Source organism: Sphingopyxis sp. LARHCG72 (assembly GCF_052871675.1).
Genome location: NZ_JBIXJU010000001.1, coordinates 1 through 19,352 on the forward strand (window position 1 = coordinate 1; position 19,352 = coordinate 19,352).

Consider the following 19,352-nt stretch of genomic DNA (forward strand, 5'->3'; position numbering starts at 1 on the left):
TGCCCTCCCGAGCGTGCGAACGGCAGATATCCAAGCTCGTCGAGCACGATCAGATCGAGCCGCGACAGCTGCGCCGCCAGGGTCCCGCCTTTGCCGATCCGGGTCTCCTCTTCGAGGCGTGTCACCAGATCGACGGTGTTGAAGTAGCGGGCGCGAGCGCCCCTTCGCACGACATTGGCGGTGATCGCGATGGCGAGGTGGGTTTTGCCTGTCCCCGTGCCGCCGACCAGCACGATATTGCGGCGAGGCGGGAGGAAGGAGCCGTCATGAAGGGACCGGATCATCTCCTCATTGATCGGCGTGCCCTCGAAGCTGAACCGCTCCAGGTCCTTCACCACGGGCAGCCTCGCAGCCGTCATCCGATAGCGGATGGAGGCTGCATCCCGATGGGTCGCCTCGGCGCGGAGCAGATCGGTCAGTATCTCCATGGTGGTGCGCTTGCGCTGGAGGCCGGTGGTGACCGCCTCGTCGAACGCCGCCGCCATGCCCTTGAGTCCGAGGCCGCGCATCGTGTCGATCATATCATGCCGCTGCATCATAGCCTCGCAGCAGATCATAGCGGGCACAGTCGGCGAGCGGAGGATGCTGCAGCATCCGGTCTTCCGAAGTGACGATGCTGTGGGGTGTCGCCGGCTCGCGGCGCCGGGAGAGGATGTTGAGGATCAGCTCGTCGCTGGCCGTTCCGTTCGCCAACGCTTCGCGCACGGCAGCCTCTACCGGCTCCAGGCCATCGGTGAGCACCGCCGAGAGGACCCGCACGAACCTGCGATCGGCCTCGTCCCCGGTGCCGAGCCTTCGCCGTAATCGGTGCAGGGCGGGCGGCAGATCCCAGTCCTGGAACGGTGCGCCGTTACGCAGCGCGCCGGGCTTGTGCGCGAGGACCGGCAGATAATGCCAGGGATCGTATATCGTGCGGTTCCGACCGAAGTGGCGCTCATGCTCCCCGACGATCGCATCGCCGCAGCGTATGACGATGCGATCGGCATAGGAGCGCACCTGAACGGTCCGGCGTGCGGCCGTCGACATGACCGAGTAGCGGTTGCGATCGAAGCTGATGAGGCAGGTGCCGGTGACGGCATGCTCGCTCTCATGGAAGCCGTCGAACGGTGCCAGGATCGGCTGCAGGGCCGGTCGCTCCATATCCAGCGCCTCGGCGACGGTGATATCCCCGCGTTCGGGATGGGCATGATGCTCGGCCCAGCGCCGGCACTCGGCCTCCAGCCACCCGTTGAGCTCGGCCAGGCTGGCGAACCGGAGTCGCGGCTGGAAGAAGCGGCCTCGGATCGTCTGGACCTGCTGCTCGACCTGGCCCTTCTCCCATCCCGCCGCCGGCGAGCAGGCGGTCGGCTCGACCATGTAATGATCGGTCATGATCAGGAAGCGGCGGTTGAACACACGCTCCTTGCCGGTGAACACGGCCGTCACCGCCGTCTTCATATTATCGTAGATGCCGCGTCGCGGCACACCGCCGAAGAAAGCGAACGCCCGGGCATGGGCATCGAACAGCATCTCCTGGCCCTCGCGCGGATAAGCCCGGACATAAGGTGCGCGCGAGGCGCAGAGGCGGACATGCGCCACCTTCACCCGCATCGGCTTGCCGGCGATCTCCACATCCTCGTGGCTCCAGTCGAACTGGTAGGCCTCGCCGGGCTGGAAGGTCATCGGGATGAACGCCGGTGCGCCTTCGCCCGCATCCTTCCGCCGCGCAGCACGCCAGCGCGCCGCATAGCGGCGCACCGCATCATAAGACCCTTCGAACCCCTCGCGCACCAACAGATCATGGATACGCGTCATCCGCAGCCGATCACGGCGGCCGCTGCCCTCGTTCTCCTCGAGCAGCGCATCGAGACGATCCTGATAAGGACCGATCCGCGGCAGCGGCTGGACTTTGCGCTGATAGTTGAACGCCGCCTCCGGCGACCGGATCGCCTTGCGGACGACCTTCCGCGACAAACGAAGGTCACGAGCGATCGCCTTGATCGCCTTACCCGCTGCATGCTCACGCCGAATCCGAACCACTGTCTCCACGATCAACATCCCGTTCTCGCCAACTGATCAAAACCAGTCGGCCGACTAAATCCCCGGGATGAAGGGGTCCTTTTTGCACGCCGATCACCCCACGAAGGGGGTGCCTATTGCACGCTGATCCTCATGATTCGACATCAACCTGACATCGATCGAGGATGTCTGCCTGCGAGGGCTCGGTCATATCGTAAAGCGGCGCTGCGGCATGCAGTTGTTTGATCTCGTCGAGTACCTCGCGCTCGATGCGCTTATGCGCCGAGCGGACATCCTCGTCCGGAGCATCCGGATGACCCGCGTCCCAATCAGCCACGGCCTCGGTTTCTCGAAGGAACAATTCCCGCCAATAAAAGCGCTTGATCTTACTGGTCCGACCCGGAATCGCAGCCGCGGGCGCGGGTTCAAGCGCTAGGCCCCGGCAGCCGTTGCAGACATTGGGCTGAAACGCGATCGTCACGGGCACCCGTAACTGGGTGTCAAGTTCGCGGCCTTCGACAAGCTGGTGAGCGAGAAAGCGTCGCCCAAATGCCTCGTCGCAACTGCACATCATGACCTCCCCGCAATCGGTGCACCGATATTTGCGGATCAATTCATGCTGGTTGAGACAGGCAATGGCGCCGTGCTTGCATACGTTCGACTGACTCATCGACGCATTTCCTACGCGCCGGTGAGGACATACAATATTTCGGAGGCCTCGGCGCTCTCCGCTGCCGCCCCTGATAGACTTGCGGGTTTGAACTTCAGATGCGTCAGCAACTCGTGCGCCAACTCATCTTCACGGCGAGTTACCGCAAAAAGCGACTGGCCCTTCACCAAAGTCCGCAGCTTCGTGAAAAGCCTGGTCAACTGGCCCTTCCTTCGGTGATCTTTGTGCAAATAGAGCCAGTCGACGCGAACCCTGAACGCCTTGGGATCGGCGGATGCGCCCATTCGCTTGAACAATCGCGCTCGCCACGCGGCTCGCGGCTTACCTAGCCCAGCCACGGCGACAACCTTACCCCTATAGATGGAATAGCCGACGCGAAATGCACCGGCCAACTCTTTCCGAATCCGCGCGGGATCATGATCACCGGCAACCGCCGCGGCGATCGCATCGAGCATTTCTGGTGAACAATCCGCCGGCGCCACCCACTTCGCCTTGTAATTCTTGCGATCTTCCCGATCACATATGATCCTCGAAGCCTCAGCGAGGGCAGCCTGACCATCTTCGACAGTAAGCTCACGCGCCGGCTTTCCCCGCATCGTGTAGGACAGCTTTTGCTTGGCTAGGACGGCCTTGAGGATGTCTTTGTCCTCGCTGATCTGCTCGATCAGGTTTTCCGTGAGCTTCTTCAGCTCCCGATCGCGAACGGGGTCTTCGCGCGTGTCCTGGCGGAATATCGCGCGTAAACGATCACCGATATCGATAGTCTCGTCATCGACCCGCTTCGTATAAGCGAGAATCGTGTCGATGGTGCTCGAAGTATCGTCGAGATTGGACTGCGCCCAGCCGAGCTCGTTGCTCATGCTCCTGATCGTAGCGGAAAGAGAATCTTCGAGACTCTCGAGTTCCTCCGAAATGCTGGCGGCAGCCGTTTCGAACCGCTCGGCGAAGACCCGCGCTTCGGATTCGAGGAATATTTCGAGAAGTTCGCCGGGATGAAGCGCCCGATTGCGCGATCCGTCGCGCCGGCAGTAAATTCCCTTGGGGGTGCAATGCGGTTTCGTTGAGCTCGAAGGCACTGAAATGCGCAAGATAGGCTTGTCGTTCAAATTCTCGATGATGATGTCGACTGAAACGGGCGGCAGGCAGCTGATAGCCTTATTGAGAATCTGCAGCATCATGCTGTCGCCAATGTCGCAGCCAAGTACGACTCCAACCTGCGCGCCGGCGACACTTTGTTCGCCGACACCAGCCAATATAGTGCCACCCTCCGCCGCGTTGGCGAATGAGACGAGATCCTCGGCACTGATGCCATCAGGCGCGCGCTTGAAATCTACAAGCTGACCTTCGCCAGACGCGAGGAACTGGCGCGATATGACGCTCAATGTTTTCAGACGTTTTTGATCGGCCATGCTGCTCTCAAAACTGGCTCTTGAACGAGCGGGACACGCTGAACTGCGGGAAATATGGCTCTCGAAGTGACCCTTGCAGCAATTCGAAATATTGGGCCCAGGCAAACTTGTTCATTATCTGGTCCGGCCGTTCGAACGTATAAAGGTCTAAACCTTCGACGGAATCGGTAATCCGATACCGCGCCTTCGCTACGGGTTCGATATAGGCTCTTATGGCATAGCGAATATTATTGAGATACTCGGCGATATTGCTGGCATGGAATGCGAGCAGATGGGTGTGAAACCAGTCCCAGCAATCGGGCAGCGCGAGATAGGCGTCACTTTCGTCGATCGTGATTCCGTTCTCTAACAAGATGGCGCACAACCGGTTTGCCTGACCGCGGAGGCGCAGGAAATTGTGCTTTCCGATATCACCGCTCATCCGGATGAAATCGATTCGCTTAATCCTGAGATCTACCTCCACCTCGATATTCGAAAGCCATACGCGCGGTATGAACGCAATCTCCTCAAGCCAGTCCGCGAAGTCGCGAACGACCGATTCCAACGGGGCGATCTCGGTTCCGATTAGTGGAGATCCGCAAATCTGCCGCAGGTAGAAGAGAGTGGTGAACTCAGTTGCCTTGTTACCATCCTCTGGTCTGTCGAGGCCGAAGGGAAGAGCGTCCTTCCCCCGGGCCGTGACAGGCGACAAGAAATCGCGGAGCAATGTGCTGAACTGTCGTAAAGTTTCGGACGTTTTGGGAAGCAGGTTGGTATCACTTCGCTGTTCCCCGAGAGGGCAGAAAATCGCATGATTGACCATTTCATCGATCATTCCCATCACCGCGCCCAGCACGATGGCTTCTTGCTCGATCCGTGTGTATGTCGTCGCCATGGTCGTCCGATAGCACATTTCAAATCCAGATCGCTCGCATAGCGAAGATCGATTCAGCGGCTTGGCGTAGGGTCTAGTTGACATCGTCGTCGGCCTTCACCGCTTGAAGCGGGCGAGGATTTCTTCAGGTGACGCCAAGGCTTCCAGGGGCCCGGCCACTCGCGGTCAGCCCGAGCCTCCTGCGCGCGTAACCTCTCCCTCATTGGCCGCCTAATTGCGGGCCTCGGTTCGCCTAATGCCGTCAACCCCCGCGGGGGTTCGCCCTCGCGTTCCGCTCGGTGACGGCGGCTCACGGCCCCTCCTTCTGGCGTCATCGGGAAAGGTCCCGAGCAACCAAGGAGACTTTAAATGGCAAGCATCGCAAATCTCACTGTCAAGGACGACGGAAGCCTCGAAGGCAACCTCGCAACCCTCATGGTCACTGCTCCGATCGCAATCGTACCGAACGGCCGCAAGACGAAGGACAGCGAACCTGACTACCGCGTCATCAGCCGCAAGAATGGTTTCGAGCTCGGCGCCGGCTGGGTGAAGACCTCACAGGCCGGCGCCGAATATATCTCGGTATCGCTCTCGGCCCCCGAGCTCGGTCAGATCTTCTGCAATGTTGCGAATGCGCCGGGCGACGACCCCATGAAGAAGGTGTTGATCTGGAACGCTCCGAGCTGATCGAACATTTGGCTCCGCCGTCAGGCGGAGCCAAACTTCCCCATCGCGTCGAATTCCTTGGGCGAAAGATAGGTGCGCATCATATCTTCGCGTTCCTCATGGCTGAATTCGGATGCGCGGTCGGGGTCCATCCCTTGTTCCAGTCTCACCCGCATGGTCTCGTGCATCGCGATCGTCAGCTCGGGATAGCGACGAATTCCAAGGCCGATGATTTGCCCGTTCCGCTTCGCGGCAAGCTGTTCATCGCTCTCGATCCACTCGATCTTGGGATCCGGGATGAAAATGATCTCAGTCTCGCCGAGCGATGACGGCGTGATGCACATATATTCATGCCCATTGGTGAGAACGCTGTGAAGGATGAGGTCCGCCCCCTGGATCCACCAGCCGACGACGGCCTTCGACTGATGCGTCCAGTCGTTCGCTTCATACCACCGCGCATTCGCATGACAGTGGTTGGCCGGCATTCTCATCCATTCGAGGTCTTTTGCTGGCATCCGGCGCGCCCGAAAGGCGGGGAGAGCCGCAACCTCCATCACGAGGGCCCGCTCCCAAGGCGATGGCGGACACGTCCAGCCTTCGATCTGTTCGAGAAGCCTTTCGCGCAACAATTTCTTTCGCCGTTTCGCCTCGCCCATTTCCTATCCGCTCCATGATAGTTGCAAGTGAGGGATGTCGCACTGGCAGGCCGAGGCTGCAAGATTCCTGCACCCATCATAGCGGCCCCATCCCGCTCTCGATTGCCGCTAAACCCTTGGCCGAGGCCGGGCCTCCTTCAATCAACCCGCAAGGGGTCCCTGCGCTGCGCTTGGGCCTTCGCTGCGCTGCGGTGATTGCGGCCCGGCCCCGTCCAGCGGGGCGACTGTCGAGCGGGAATGGACCCGCTCCCGGACAGGAGCCTCGATATGCCGCTTTCCACCGCCCAATCGCTCGGCTGGAACCTCGCCCGCACGATGATGACCATCATCGTCCTGATCGAAACCGCCCAAGGATATTCGGTGATGCCGCTCGATGAATTCGACGGCGATCCCAGCTGCATCGTCTGCGAATATGATCCCTTCGCTCGCTGACATCGGCGAAAAACCCCCAAGGTGGTTCCAGTTGCGGTTCCGCCTTCGGGGCGTGCCTGCTATAATCGAAGAGCAGAATGCGCTGTGGTGGAGGTGGCGAGCGCGTCCGACGGGAGGACGCTTGTGACCTTGATGATCATCCTCGGCGGCGTGGCTGCCCTCTATCTCATCTGGCTTCTGTTCCGGCTCGCGGCCTTTGCGCTGCCGGTCTATTCCGCGGTCGGCGCCGGCCTCATTCTGCACACGCAAGGCTATGGATCCGCCGCCATGCTGCTGGCCGCCTTCACCACCGGCCTGATCGTCTATCTGACGGGTCAGGCGGTCTTGGTGTCGGTCAGGTCTCCCCTCCTCCGATTCCTTGTCGCCCTATTGTTCGCCGTGCCCGCGGGCTTTGCGGGATATCAGGCGATGACGGGGCTGCTCGGGCTGATGATCGATGACGGCATCTGGACAAATTGCCTGGCCATCTTCGCCGGTCTTGCCACTGCCTCCGCCGCATGGCGCAGTCTCGCGGGCGCTGCGCCGGCATCGGGACTCTCGGCACCGGACCCGCAATCAAAGGAACTCAACCCTGCGACGCCGCAGGCCTAGGCTTCATTTTCCTTCCCGTCCCGGCAACCCTATCCTTTCTTCCGGGCACCAGCACGGCCTCTCGACATGCGCGATCTGGCAGCAAGCCGCTGACGCTGGGCCAGCTTGCCGCAACGGCGCGCCTTCGACTTTCTTCCCCCGGCGTGCCGCCGTTCCTCGCGAGCCAAGAAAGCCGGGTCGCGCCGTCCTTCGCTTTGCTGCGGGCCCTTTGGGCTGCGGCGCCGTCCCCTTGCTGCCCACCGATGCGCATCGAGGCCGCGCTGGTGCGGCCGAGAGCAAGGAAAGGATAGCATCATGACCAAGATCGGCAGCTTCACGAAGGCCGCCTCCGGCGAATATCAGGGCGAGATCGTCACCCTCTCGGTGCAGGCGAAGAAGGTTCGCATCGTCCCCGATGCCAATGCCAGCGGCAACGCGCCGAGCCACCGCGTCCTCATCGGCGAAGCCGAAGTTGGCGCCGCCTGGCCGAAGACCACCCAGGACGACCGTCCCTATCTCTCGGTCAAGCTCGACGACCCGACCTTCTCCGGTCCGATCTTCGCGCAGCTCTTCGCGGGCGAAGGTGAAGCGCATGACCTGGTGTGGAGCCGTCCGACCCGGCGCGGCAACTGATCCGCAGGCCATCGCCGCCCGGCACCCGCCGAGCGGCGATAGTCTCAATTTGGGGCCTTTTCCCGGCGAAATCGGGAAGCGATGGGTTAAGTGTCGGTGCTTTTGCGCCGATAACCAGAAGCGGGGTCGCTGCGGGCATCGGCAGATTGTCTTTGCTTTGCACTCGCTTAGCTTCGGGAGGTGCGCATGCAGCCCATAGTCGACTGGCGGTCGCCAGATTTTCTGAAGATATTTGAACGATATGATCGCGCGGACTTCGCGCAGGAATTCCTGCGCCGCAATCCGCGCTATCGCGCCGCTTATCGTGCCGGCTCCGCGCCCGGGCGGTCGCGGACCGCGCTTCGCAGGCTCGCCCGCCACTGGGGGTTGGTCTTTCGCCTTTGATCCCGATACCCGGGCCGAGCAGGCGCCCGCCCTTTGGCGCCCCGAACTCTGTCCGTCGATCACCATAGCGGCGCCCGCCCCGTCCGGTTTCCCGGGACCCGCCTTGTCCGACGTCGCTGCTTCGGGCGGCATTGCCGCCGAATGGCTCGCATACCGTGAATGGCATCTCGTGCTCGCCATCGGCGGCCGCCGCTACCGGCTCTGGATCGCCGATTGCCTGCACAATGAGGCGCTCGCCTATGTCGTGCCGGCCGACGATCATATCGCTGAACGCCAGGCTGCGACCGGGGCACTCCACGGATGGATCATGGCGTGCTCCGCTTCGGTCCCGCCGGGTCAGCCCGGTCCCACCGAGCGCTGGCGGCTGGTGCAGTGGTTGCGTTTGCTCGACGCGCTCGACGAAAACATAGCCCCGCGCGACCTCGCCGCGACCCTCATCCTGCCCGACGCCGGCTCCTATACCGCTGCCGAGTGGGATGCGTCGAGCGAGCGCCGCCGCCTCGCGCGCTGGCAGCGTAGCGCGATCGCGATGCGCGATGGCGGCTATCTCACCCTGCTCGCGGGCGGCTGATCGGGACATTCCGCAGCGCGTCACTTTGTCCGTTCCTGAATCGCGTCCCGATTTCCGATGGTCGCCGCCTGCCCGCCGCCCCCCTCCCGGGTGTCCGGCGCGGCATCAGGAGACCCTCGATGAGCGATTTCGCCGCCCCCATTGTCCCACGATTTCTGAAAACACCCGACGCCGCCGTCCATCTCGGCTTGTCGGCCCGCACGCTCGAAAAGCATCGCTGTTACGGAACCGGCCCGGTCTATCGCAAGCTCGGTGGCCGCATCGTTTATGCGATGGAGGATCTGAACGCCTGGGCCGAAATCGGCCGGCGTCATTCGACCTCCGATCCGGGCAAAGGCACCATCCTTCCCGCACGCCCGGTGCAGCGCTGATGCGCAGCGGACAGGCTTCGAGCGGGACGGCTGGCTGCGCTGCGCCGCCGCTGGGTGCGCCGCAGGTCAGCCTGACCGAGGTCGAACTGACCTGGATCGACGGGCGCCTCGAGCAGTGGATTCGCTTCGGCCGCATCGCCGCCGAGCGCATTTTGAGCCGCAGCACCAAGCGGGTCGCCTTCCGTCCCGGCGCGACCTTTGCCTTCGTTCGCTGGACGTCGAACGACTATGGCACGGTGCATTCAAGCATTGTGATCGCATCCGCGGTTGCGACGGGGTCGTCCTATTCGACGCTGCCATTCGTTCGCCCCGGCGCCGATCTCCTGCTCCGCATCGACGGTTGGCCCAAGGTTCAACAGGTCCTGCAAGCGATCGATGCGGTCGAGGCGACCGGCATCGACGCCTGCGATGCGGCGCCCGATCATTGGCGCCATGTCGGCAACCGCATCGCGGCGGGCATGCCGTTCCGTCCCTATGGGACCGATCGCCATACGGCATGGCTTCGCCGCCGGGCGCTCGAGGCATGAACCGCCGCTATCTCCGTGCGACCGTCGCAGCCGCGTCGCTCTTTGGCACTCTCTTTGTCGCTGACGCCTGGCTGGCGCCGGCGCCGCGCCTGCTGTGGAACGCCAGCGCGAGTGCGCCGATCGGTCTTTATCGGATCGACCCGGGTGCGACTCCGAGAGCGGGCGATCTGGTCGCGATCCGGCCGCCCGCGCCGCTTGGCGGCTGGCTTGCCGAGCGCCACTATCTCCCTGCTGGCGTGCCGCTTCTGAAGCGCGTTGCCGCGCTTCCCGGTGCGCGCATTTGCCGCTCGGGTGTCTTCATAACGATCGATGGGCTTGCCGCTGCGCGCGCCATGGCGCGCGATCGCCTGGGCCGGGCGCTGCCGCTTTGGTTCGGCTGCCGGATCGTTGGCCCGGGCGAGCTCTTCCTCCTCAACGCCGCGCCGGACAGTCTCGACGGGCGATATTTCGGACCGCTGCCCTCCGCCGGGCTGATCGGCGTCGCACACCCCATCATGACCCGCCCGGCTTCCGGCGAGCCGCTTAGCGGCCACCGGCCCTCCCCGAACCAGACTTCATCCCAAGCTGAATAGGAGATCACGCATGATTATCGGAACATTCCGTCGGCAAGACGATGGCTACGCCGGCCACATCCGCACGCTCGCTTTTGATGCGGAGATCAACATCGCGCGCGCGCAGATATCGGAGACCGAGGACGCGCCGACGTGGCGCGTTTATCTCGGCGACGCCGAGGCCGGCATCGAGATCGGAGCGGGCTGGACGCGCTGCGGATCGCGCGGAATCTATCTCGCGTTGCAGATCGACGATCCACTGTTCGCCGCACCGATCAGCGCCAATCTGTTCGATTCGCGTCAGCTTGACGGCCCGCATTTGCTCTTCTGGTCTCGCGCCGACGCGAGCGAGAAGGGCTGAGCCGTGGCGCGCACTCTTCGCGCTCGTACCGGCTTCATGCTCCACTGGGCGTGTTCATGCGGTGCGCTGCTGGCAGCGCTCAGCGCGCCCACGAGCTGCACCGCCGCGACAGCGGCGACAGCGGAAACCAGCCACCCTTATGCAGCGCCGGTCGCCGAAGCATCGCAGCGCTTCGGCATTCCGGAGCGCTGGATATGGCGCGTCATGCACGCCGAAAGTCGCGGCAATCAACGCGCGGTCTCGCGTGCCGGCGCGATGGGGCTGATGCAGATCATGCCGCCAACCTGGGCAATGCTGTCGGCACGCCATCGCCTCGGCAACGATCCGTTCGATGTGCGCGCGAACATACTCGCTGGCGCGGCCTATCTGCGCGCCATGTGGGACCGCTATCGCGATGTGCGGCTAATGCTGGCAGCCTATAATGCCGGGCCGGGACGCGCCGATGCCTATGCGGCGGGGCGGCGCGGCCTGCCCGCCGAAACGCTTGCCTATGTCCGCCAGATTGCGCCCGAACTCGGCGCCTCGGACGGGCCTTCGTACGTCCGCGCTCCAGCCCTCGCTGCGCCCGGCTGGCGCAACGCATCGTTGTTCGCCGCGAGTCCACAGCTCACCGACACGGCCGAAACGCGCACGGCCGCTGCACCGACGTTGGGCGACAAAGCCGCCTCGTCGCCCGTACGGACCATGCCCGTTGCTCCGTCGAATCCGTTGTTCGTTTCGCTGTCTGGGCGAGCCGAATGACGGGGGTCGCGATCTGTCCGGGCGCAGTGATCGTCTGCCTGTTTGGGGCGGTTTTGGATGGCTGGAGGGGAAATCTGAGAGGGCGAGATAAAAGACGTGCCAGCTTCCGGCACGTAGGTGGTTGGTTTGATGCGATAATCCCATATGGCTCTGGCGCGTCCCTGCCATACATCTCCTCCGAAAATCCATATGGGGCAAAGACTTGCCGTCTGGCAGCCGCCCAATGAGCTCCGGCGACAGCGATTTTCGGATTCGGCCGGGAAGAGGGCGCGACGCGGGCCGGGGGTCGGGCGGCAAGGGGCAGCGGCTCGCGGCGCAGGTTCGCCGCGCCGCCGCGCGGCAGGGGCTCACGCCTTTGCGCAAGGGTGGCCGTGGCGGCACGCAGCGCCTCGGACGCGGCCGGCGCGCCGTAGCGGTGGCGCGTTTTCGGGCGAATGGCCGCCGCGTCGTCGTCAAGGCGCGCGTCGTGCGGCACAAGGGCATGCGTTATCGCGCCGCGCCGCTCGCCAAACATATATCCTATCTCGAACGCGACGGCGTCGCGCGCGACGGGCGCGAGGCCTCGCTGTTCGACGCCGAAGGCGACGCAGCAGACCGCAGCGCCTTCGCCGCGCGCTGTGACGGCGACCGGCACCATTTCCGCTTCATCGTCAGCCCCGAAGACGCTGGTGCGATGGACGATCTACGCGGCTTCACCCGCGACCTTATGAAGGACATGTCGCGCGACCTCGGGACCGGACTCGATTGGGTCGCGATCGATCATTGGAATACCGACAATCCGCACATCCACATCCTGGTTCGCGGCGTCGCCGATGACGGGACCGATCTTGTCATCGATCGCGCCTATGTGAGCGAGGGCATCCGCTTCCGCGCCGAGGAGCGCGTGACACTCGAGCTGGGCCTGAGAAGCGAGCGCGAAATGACCCAGGCGATCGAACGCGAAGTCGATGCCGAGCGCTGGACCAGCCTCGACCGGCAGATCGAACGCGCGACCGCCGAGAGCGGCGGGCTTCTCGATCTCCGCCCCGCACCTGACGGCGATCAGGCATCGGACCGAATGCTGCGCGGTCGCGCGGCGACGCTCGAGCGGCTCGGTCTGGCCGAGTGTCTTGGCCCCGCCATATGGATGGTCGACCCGGGCGCCGAACGCGCGCTGCGCGATCTCGCCGAACGCGGCGACATCATCAAGACGATGCACCGCGCGATGCAGCGGAGCGGGATGGCCTTCGATACGTCCGCGCTTGCGCTGCACCGGGAGACGCCGCCCGATCCGATCGTCGGTCGCCTCGTCGCGCGCGGCCTCGACGACGAGATCGACGGCAGCGCCTTCGCGATCGTCGACGGTGTTGATGGCCGCACCCATCATATCCGCTTCGACGACATCGAATGGACCGGCGATGCGAAGTCGGGCGCGATCGTCGAATTGCGGAGCTGGGAAGGGCGCGGCGGCACTTCACGGCTGTCGCTCGCGGTGCGATCCGATCTCCCGCTTGGCGAGCAGATCGGAGCGAATGGTGCGACCTGGCTCGACCGCCAGCTCGTCGCGCGCGATACCGCCCTCGCGGGATCGGGATTTGGGCTCGCGGTGCGTGATGCGATGGCCGCGCGCGCAACTTTCCTTGAAGGCGAAGGCCTCGCCCGGCGGCAAGGCCAGAGGCTCGTCATGGCGAGCGGTCTCATCGACACTTTGAAGCAGCGCGACCTCGATGCGGCGCAATCCGCCATCGCCGCACGAACAGGCCTCGCGCATCAGCCTTCGGCGAATGGCGAACATGTCAGCGGCATCTACCGCGAGCGCGTGTCGCTCGCGTCGGGGCGCTTCGCGATGATCGACGACGGGCTTGGCTTCCAGCTCGTTCCATGGCGCCCCGCGCTCGATCGCCACCTCGGACAGCATGTCGCCGGCACGATGGCTTCGGGCGGCTCGATCGACTGGTCGCTCGGGCGTGGTCGCGGGATTGGTATTTAATGAAAGGAATGCTGCAATGAACGATCGTATCCTCTGGGGCCAGATCGCCGCGGTCGGGGCGATCGTCACCACCGCGATCTGGACCGCGACGCAGTGGACCGCCGCCTCGCTGGGATTTCAGCCCGAACTTGGCGCGCCCTGGTTCCGGATCGATGGCTACCCGGTCTATCCGCCGCCCGCCTTCTTCTGGTGGTGGTTTGCCTTCGACGCCTATGCGCCGGCCATCTTCCTCAAGGGCGCCGGCATTGCCGCATCGGGAGGTTTCCTCTCGATCGTCGTCGCGATTGCCATGTCGGTCTGGCGCGCCCGCGAGCGGCGGCGCGCCGAAACCTATGGCTCGGCGCGATGGGCGAGCGAGCGCGAAATCCGCAAGGCCGGCATGCTCGGGTCCGATGGCGTCATTCTCGGTCGCATGGGCAGCGCCTATCTCCGCCACGATGGCGCCGAACATATTCTCTGCTTCGCGCCCACAAGATCGGGCAAGGGTGTCGGGCTCGTCGTCCCGACATTGCTCACCTGGCCGGGGAGCTGCATCGTTCACGACATCAAGGGTGAGAATTGGCAGCTGACCGCGGGCTTTCGCGCACAGCATGGCCGCGTGCTGCTCTTCGATCCCACCAACCGCGCCTCGGCCGCCTATAATCCGTTGCTCGAAGTCCGGCGCGGCGAATGGGAAGTGCGCGACGTACAGAATGTCGCCGATGTGCTGGTCGATCCGGAAGGCAGCCTCGAAAAACGAAATCACTGGGAAAAAACAAGCCACGCACTGCTCGTTGGCGCGATCCTCCATGTTCTTTACGCCGAACCCGACAAGAGCCTCGCCGGGGTCGCGGCCTTTCTGTCCGATCCGCGCCGGCCGATTGCCGCGACGCTCCACCGGATGAAGGCGACCCGCCATCTTGGCGACCGGCCGCACCCGGTCGTCGCCGCGGCGGCGCAGGAACTGCTCAACAAGAGCGAGAATGAACGCTCGGGTGTCCTGTCGACCGCCATGTCCTTCCTCGGCCTCTACCGCGATCCGGTGATCGCGGCGGTCACCGGATCGTCCGAATGGCGGATCGCTGATCTTTTGGCAGGTCCGGAGCCCGTGTCGCTCTATCTGGTCGTGCCGCCCGGCGATATCAGCCGGACGAAGCCGCTCATCCGCCTCATCCTCAACCAGATCGGGCGCCGGCTTACCGAGGAACTCGGGCCGCGCGATCGATCGCGGCGGTTGCTTCTGATGCTCGACGAATTTCCTGCGCTCGGGCGCCTCGACTTTTTTGAAAGCGCGCTCGCCTTCATGGCGGGGTACGGGATCAAGGCCTTCCTGATCGCGCAGTCGCTCAACCAGATCGAGAAAGCCTATGGTCTCAACAATGCGATCCTCGATAATTGTCATGTCAGAGTAAGTTTCGCGACCAATGATGAGCGGACGGCCAAGCGAATCTCGGACGCGCTAGGCACCGCCACCGAAATGCGCGCGATGAAAAACTATGCTGGCCACCGCCTCTCGCCATGGCTCGGTCATCTCATGATCTCGCGAACCGAAACGGCGCGCGCGTTGCTGACACCCGGCGAGGTGATGCAGCTCCCGCCCGACGAAGAGATCGTCATGGCGGCTGGCGTCGCACCGATCCGCGCGCGCAAGGCACGCTATTATCTTGATCGCCGATTGATGGCTCGGGTCCTACCGCCGCAGTCCGTCGGCGGATCGCCGAAGCCACGCACCGATGATTGGTCGCACTTGCCGGCGCCGCAGAGGCCTCCTCCCAAGGAGGCGAAGGCCGATGAGGAGGAAAGCGAAGCGAGCGACACAGAGAATGCCGGCATCCGGCAGGAACCCGAACTGCCGCTCCACGAAGATATCGCGCCAGTTCCACCGGCGCCCACGAGCGAATTTGATTTTGGCGAGGTCGATAGCCAGGGCGACGCTGCCCGCCTTCGTCAGGCCGCCGAACGCCGCATGGCGCGAAACGCCCGCTCGGCCTCGCTCGATCCGGATGACGGGATCGACCTGTGACCAAGGCCAGCATCAAACAGACCTACCGCCTCGATGCCGAGCTGGTCCGACTTGTTGCCGAAAGGTCGCGGCAACGCCGCGTGACGCGCACCGAAATTGTCGAGGCGGCGCTCGCGTCGCTGCTCTCGGCCGATCATGAGGAACGATTGGAGGCGGCGCTCACCAAACGGATCGACAAATTGGCGCGCGGGCTTGAACGGCTCGAATGGAATCTGGACCTGTCCAACGAAGCCTTCGCGCTTTTTGTCCGTTTCTGGCTGACGAGCACGACGCCACTTCCGGATACGGCTCTGCCCGCGGCGCAGGCGACGGGGCGCAAGCGGTGGGAAGGTTTTGTGGAGTCGCTAAGCCGTCGCATGGAGGCTGGCCCGAAACTCGCCGAAGAACTGTCTAGAGACGTAGGCAACAGCTTTTCTAACTGAATCACGCGGGCACTGTCCATGCACGGGACGCGCTATGGCAGCCTGTCATTTCCAGTTGCCGCGATTTCTGCCAGTTTGACCCATGTCCTACCTTGATCCGACCACCTGGCGCGCGTTTACCCCAGAAGAGACGAGCGCCTATCTGGATGAGCTGGGATTAAAAAAGGGCGCGAAGAAGCGCGGTGGTCGCAAGGGCGGCAACAGGCCTGTCCTTGTGCTTCAAAAGACGATTTCGCCCTTTGATGCCTATACCTATCTCCACGCGCGATTTGGTGCGCCGAACGGTCTTCAGACTTTCCTGGCGCGAGACGATTCCGACAATCTCTTCCACTGGGATTATTATCTCAAGGCTGGCGACGCGATGCTTCAGTTCATCGGTGCGACCGAAGAAGTGCATGTCTGGTTCGAAGGCAGATTCGCCGATGCCGATTGCCTGACTTTCATCGCGAACATGCGCGCCGATTTCGGCCGAGTCAGCCAAGAAAAGGGGCGGTTCGCGTCCTCGCTCGAAAAATGGAACATCTTCCCGAACCAGTATCTCGCCATCGCGAACCGCTGCGCCGAGCTCTATGAGACGATATGTGATGCCCTGCCGAAGATCCAAAAGAAGATTGTGGCAGACAATCTCGCCACCCAGAATCTGGCCCGGGAAAAGAACAACAAATCCCATGGCAAATTGATGGCCGCAATCACCACGGCGCCGACCGAGCTTTCGGTCCTGATACCTGTCATGTTCGAATCCTTCATCGGCTTAATCGTCGCCGGTTTCATTCGGCCGGAGATCAAGCGCGACCAAGCGGCCTTCACGGCATTTGTCCGGCTCCCTCTCAATCAGAAGCTCGAGCGCCTGGCGGACAATTGCCGCGGGTTTGCACGGCCGATCGAGCAGAACAATCCTGTCTTCGGTCGATACTGGTCCGTGGTGAACCGGAGGAATGACCTCCTGCACGGCAATGTGGACCCTGTTCGCGACGCGCTGGAAGTGGTCTATTTTCATGGTAAGCGCCCGCTCTACAAATCGGGAGGCGACCGAATTCGCCAGCTTTGGCTACGGCTGATCGACCAATATAATCCCCAGGGCGTGGTCGATGATTATCTCGCGATGCATGCCTTCATCATCGAAATCATGGATCATCTGACCCCTGCCAACTGCAATACCCTCGGACTGATCATGGAAGACTCGCAGCCCGGCTGGGACAACAAGCGCAAGATTTACGGGATCCTCTTTCCCGAGGTGGTGTCTACTTCGGTGTTCGGCGAGCTCCGATATGATTGGCAGCTACAGCCTCCCGTCAGGCCCAAGCGGGCAGTCTGATCAATCAGAGGCAGGTGGAAGAGCGCTGTCGATGAACGCAATTCGTCTGTCGATAAGCCTGCGCTGCTCTTCGAGTTGATTTCGATTTCCCGATAGCTTGATGTAGGACAGCAGTGCGCTGTGATTGGCGAGGTCCTGTCCTTCGAATATCCAGTGATTGATGTGACGCGAAAGCAGCATCCGCAGAAACTGACATTGGTGGTGGAGATCATCGCCGGCGCCACCGGCATGAACATAGTCATTCCGAAGCCTCGCGATATGTTCGAGCTTCCACCTCGACAATGTCGGATTGCCTTCAGCGAACAGGGCTCGGTCGAGCACCTTTTCGTTCGATCCCCCCTTCGCATCAGCCTCGACATAGAGCTGCTCCAGCGCGGACCAGTAGCGGAGGAGTCGGTGACTGCTGTCACGCGAGGCGAAGCCGTCCTGCAACAGCATCGTCGCGCGAACGAGGACGTCACGAAAAGGATGGTTTGCAAGCGCGGCCAAGGCGCGGCGCACATAGGGGATTATTTCAAGAACCCGTGACATTCTGAGCGGGTGCGTCTTCCAGCTCTCCTCGTCATAGTCTGTATTGTACCAGATCCGATCTTCGCCCCGGAAAGATCGACGCTCGAACAGAAACTGGTTCGGGCCCAGCCACAATCCGCCCTCGGTCCAGTTTCTCCCGCCCCATTCATGATAGCGACCCCACGTCTCATAGAGATTGGCAAGCCCGAGTACGAGTTGAAGGGCGTCCATCATCCGGTCGACAGCCCGCTGTTCTTCGCGCTCGTCACAGGAGAGGATGATGTGGCCGAACTGCTCGGGCCTCCTCGGGTAAATCCTGCCGACGCCGCTCAGAAGATACTCTTCAACCCGGAGCCAAGGCGGGAGGTTCGCGGTACTCCGGATGCTGACGCCATCCCACTCGAGCCGGAATCCGGGCGTATGCGACATGTTCTGCGCTCGGAACTTGGTCCACATTGTGAATTTGCGTCGGGGAACGGCCAAGGCGACGCGATGGATCGCGCTGGCGTGCTCGATCAAGGCATCAGCTGTGAGTGGTCCGGCACGGCGGCATCGAATTAACGCCTTTCTGAACAATTGGACTGCTTCCGACCGACTGATCGAAGGCGCTACCGAAAAGGCATCGGGGAGAATCTCATAAAGCTCCTGGAAGTCGTGCCTCGTATAGCTGAGCCCCTGTTCGGAGAGTTCGGTATGATCCTCGAAGTCCCGCAACAGCGCGACCAACGCGCGGTCGGGTACAAGCTTTCGGCGGGCTATTGGCATAACGAACCTTCCCGGCGACACGATCGCCTGTCTTCATATGGCTACGGCCGCCGAGGTCTAATCTCTAATCGTAGCATCGCGAGCAATTATTCGGGTTTATCCGAGAAATAGGCGCGTAGGCGATGCGCGGTGTCAGGTCGCAGCCGGACGAAGCTGCGGCGGGCATCCATTAGATCAGGCGTCCGGTCGACAAGGCCCGCGTCGCATAGCTTCTGGACGAGGCGGAGGGCGCTGCTCATCGGAATTGTCGAGGTCACGCAGAGGTCACTGGTGGATAACGGCTTTCCCTCTCCCTCATGGATGAAGAGATCGATGAGCATCTCCCAAGCGGGTTCGCCGAACAATTCCTCCGCCCCGATGAGCTGGCGGCGCAGTAATCGGCGGCGAAGCGTCGCTCGCGCATTCTCCAGCGCGACGCCGCTACCATCATTGGTTTCCTGAATCGGCGACTTGAGCGTGACGCGGGCTGTTCGCGATCGCTGGCGGGCGATCTGGTCGCGGCTGGTGATGTGACGCGTGTGGCATGCACCGACGACAATATGGTCGACGAGATTGATGTCGAGCGAACGCGCAATCGCGTCGATGTGCTGCGTCGCTTGCTCGTCCTCCTTGCTCGGGGTCGGATCGCCGCTCGGATGATTGTGGATGAGGATGATGCCCGCGGCGTTGAGCTCGAGCGCCCGGCGGAAGATCGTGCGGGGGTAAACGGCCAGGTGGGCCAGCGTTCCATCTTGGAGGCATTCGTCGGCGATCAGCCGATGGCGTGCGTCGAGGAAAAGGATCCGAAGTCTCTCATCCTTGAGCGATCCCATCGATGCAATGAGATAGCGGCGCAGGTTGGGGTCCAGCGGATCGATCGCCACCGCTTCCAGTTCACCCCGCATCGCTTCGAGGAACATATTATGCGCTCGGATCAACAGGAGCGCCGCGTTCGAATTTGCCCCGAGAACCCGGGCAAGCGCTTCGGGCGGCTGCG

The 19,352-nt window shown here is 62.8% G+C and carries 23 protein-coding genes; 15 read left to right on the forward strand and 8 right to left on the reverse strand.

All coding sequences use genetic code 11. The annotated features are described in order from the left end of the window. The 5 genes from ACIPPQ_RS00005 to ACIPPQ_RS00025 form a co-directional block, all read right to left on the reverse strand. Nucleotides 1-536 (reverse strand): ATP-binding protein (locus ACIPPQ_RS00005; protein WP_127690534.1); only part of this gene is annotated, 536 nt, incomplete at its 3' end. Beyond that, entirely contained in the window at nucleotides 523-2,037 is a 1,515-nt protein-coding gene (gene istA, locus ACIPPQ_RS00010) for an IS21 family transposase (RefSeq protein ID WP_446542186.1), read from the reverse strand. The genes istA and ACIPPQ_RS00005, both read right to left, overlap by 14 nt. Nucleotides 2,038-2,149: 112 nt before the next feature. Further along, nucleotides 2,150-2,668 carry a hypothetical protein gene (locus ACIPPQ_RS00015; RefSeq protein ID WP_446542187.1) on the reverse strand — a complete coding sequence of 173 codons (519 nt, stop codon included), beginning with the start codon at nucleotides 2,666-2,668 and terminating at the stop codon, nucleotides 2,150-2,152. Nucleotides 2,669-2,679: 11 nt separating this feature from the next. Continuing rightward, nucleotides 2,680-4,077: an AlbA family DNA-binding domain-containing protein gene (locus ACIPPQ_RS00020; protein ID WP_446542188.1), complete on the reverse strand. Its 1,398-nt coding sequence runs from the start codon at nucleotides 4,075-4,077 to the stop codon at nucleotides 2,680-2,682. A 7-nt stretch (nucleotides 4,078-4,084) separates the two neighbouring features. Further along, a complete protein-coding gene (locus ACIPPQ_RS00025; protein WP_446542189.1) occupies nucleotides 4,085-4,951 on the reverse strand; it encodes a hypothetical protein in 867 nt (288 codons plus the stop codon). Nucleotides 4,952-5,299: 348 nt separating this feature from the next. Here ACIPPQ_RS00025 and ACIPPQ_RS00030 point away from each other — a divergent pair, with 348 nt between their 5' ends. Continuing rightward, nucleotides 5,300-5,617 (forward strand): DUF736 domain-containing protein, encoded by a 318-nt coding sequence (locus ACIPPQ_RS00030; protein ID WP_446542190.1) that lies wholly within the window; start codon nucleotides 5,300-5,302, stop codon nucleotides 5,615-5,617. 20 nt (nucleotides 5,618-5,637) lie between these two features. Here the strand turns inward: ACIPPQ_RS00030 and ACIPPQ_RS00035 are convergent, their stop codons facing one another. After that, nucleotides 5,638-6,252 (reverse strand): hypothetical protein, encoded by a 615-nt coding sequence (locus tag ACIPPQ_RS00035; protein WP_446542191.1) that lies wholly within the window; start codon nucleotides 6,250-6,252, stop codon nucleotides 5,638-5,640. A gap of 267 nt (nucleotides 6,253-6,519) precedes the next feature. On the opposite strand from ACIPPQ_RS00035, the gene ACIPPQ_RS00040 reads away from it, so the two are divergent. From ACIPPQ_RS00040 to ACIPPQ_RS00105, 14 genes are all read left to right on the forward strand, one after another. Beyond that, nucleotides 6,520-6,684: a hypothetical protein gene (locus ACIPPQ_RS00040; RefSeq protein ID WP_192878823.1), complete on the forward strand. Its 165-nt coding sequence runs from the start codon at nucleotides 6,520-6,522 to the stop codon at nucleotides 6,682-6,684. A gap of 132 nt (nucleotides 6,685-6,816) precedes the next feature. Next, entirely contained in the window at nucleotides 6,817-7,275 is a 459-nt protein-coding gene (locus ACIPPQ_RS00045) for a hypothetical protein (RefSeq protein ID WP_446543084.1), read from the forward strand. 294 nt (nucleotides 7,276-7,569) lie between these two features. Continuing rightward, nucleotides 7,570-7,887 carry a DUF736 domain-containing protein gene (locus ACIPPQ_RS00050; RefSeq protein WP_294029120.1) on the forward strand — a complete coding sequence of 106 codons (318 nt, stop codon included), beginning with the start codon at nucleotides 7,570-7,572 and terminating at the stop codon, nucleotides 7,885-7,887. A 186-nt stretch (nucleotides 7,888-8,073) separates the two neighbouring features. Further along, on the forward strand, nucleotides 8,074-8,271 hold the full coding sequence (locus ACIPPQ_RS00055; RefSeq protein ID WP_294029121.1) for a transcriptional regulator domain-containing protein: 198 nt from the start codon (nucleotides 8,074-8,076) through the stop codon (nucleotides 8,269-8,271). 103 nt (nucleotides 8,272-8,374) lie between these two features. Further along, entirely contained in the window at nucleotides 8,375-8,842 is a 468-nt protein-coding gene (locus ACIPPQ_RS00060; protein ID WP_446542192.1) for a DUF2285 domain-containing protein, read from the forward strand. Nucleotides 8,843-8,961: 119 nt separating this feature from the next. Next, nucleotides 8,962-9,213, forward strand: coding sequence for a helix-turn-helix transcriptional regulator (locus ACIPPQ_RS00065; RefSeq protein ID WP_105999327.1), 252 nt, complete (start codon nucleotides 8,962-8,964; stop codon nucleotides 9,211-9,213). Beyond that, the gene (locus tag ACIPPQ_RS00070; protein WP_446542193.1) at nucleotides 9,213-9,740 is read left to right on the forward strand and encodes a DUF2840 domain-containing protein; all 528 of its coding nucleotides are present in this window, start codon (nucleotides 9,213-9,215) and stop codon (nucleotides 9,738-9,740) included. Before ACIPPQ_RS00065 ends, ACIPPQ_RS00070 begins: the two co-directional genes overlap by 1 nt. After that, on the forward strand, nucleotides 9,737-10,312 hold the full coding sequence (locus ACIPPQ_RS00075; protein WP_446542194.1) for a S26 family signal peptidase: 576 nt from the start codon (nucleotides 9,737-9,739) through the stop codon (nucleotides 10,310-10,312). Before ACIPPQ_RS00070 ends, ACIPPQ_RS00075 begins: the two co-directional genes overlap by 4 nt. Before the next feature lie 10 nt (nucleotides 10,313-10,322). Next, on the forward strand, nucleotides 10,323-10,652 hold the full coding sequence (locus tag ACIPPQ_RS00080) for a DUF736 domain-containing protein (protein WP_446542195.1): 330 nt from the start codon (nucleotides 10,323-10,325) through the stop codon (nucleotides 10,650-10,652). A 3-nt stretch (nucleotides 10,653-10,655) separates the two neighbouring features. Further along, complete coding sequence (locus tag ACIPPQ_RS00085; RefSeq protein WP_446542196.1) at nucleotides 10,656-11,393, forward strand: lytic transglycosylase domain-containing protein; 738 nt, start codon at nucleotides 10,656-10,658, stop codon at nucleotides 11,391-11,393. A 223-nt stretch (nucleotides 11,394-11,616) separates the two neighbouring features. After that, entirely contained in the window at nucleotides 11,617-13,362 is a 1,746-nt protein-coding gene (locus ACIPPQ_RS00090) for a relaxase/mobilization nuclease domain-containing protein (protein WP_446542197.1), read from the forward strand. Between the two features lie 16 nt (nucleotides 13,363-13,378). Further along, complete coding sequence (locus ACIPPQ_RS00095) at nucleotides 13,379-15,364, forward strand: conjugal transfer protein TraG (RefSeq protein ID WP_446542198.1); 1,986 nt, start codon at nucleotides 13,379-13,381, stop codon at nucleotides 15,362-15,364. Continuing rightward, a complete protein-coding gene (locus tag ACIPPQ_RS00100; RefSeq protein WP_446542199.1) occupies nucleotides 15,361-15,786 on the forward strand; it encodes a CopG family transcriptional regulator in 426 nt (141 codons plus the stop codon). The genes ACIPPQ_RS00095 and ACIPPQ_RS00100 overlap by 4 nt, the downstream gene beginning before the upstream one ends. Before the next feature lie 82 nt (nucleotides 15,787-15,868). After that, on the forward strand, nucleotides 15,869-17,101 hold the full coding sequence (locus tag ACIPPQ_RS00105) for a hypothetical protein (protein ID WP_446542200.1): 1,233 nt from the start codon (nucleotides 15,869-15,871) through the stop codon (nucleotides 17,099-17,101). Here the strand turns inward: ACIPPQ_RS00105 and ACIPPQ_RS00110 are convergent, their stop codons facing one another. Then, entirely contained in the window at nucleotides 17,102-18,376 is a 1,275-nt protein-coding gene (locus tag ACIPPQ_RS00110) for a hypothetical protein (RefSeq protein ID WP_446542201.1), read from the reverse strand. It lies immediately after the preceding gene. An 86-nt stretch (nucleotides 18,377-18,462) separates the two neighbouring features. Beyond that, entirely contained in the window at nucleotides 18,463-19,275 is an 813-nt protein-coding gene (locus ACIPPQ_RS00115) for a JAB domain-containing protein (RefSeq protein ID WP_446542202.1), read from the reverse strand. Between the last annotated feature and the right edge of the window lie 77 nt (nucleotides 19,276-19,352).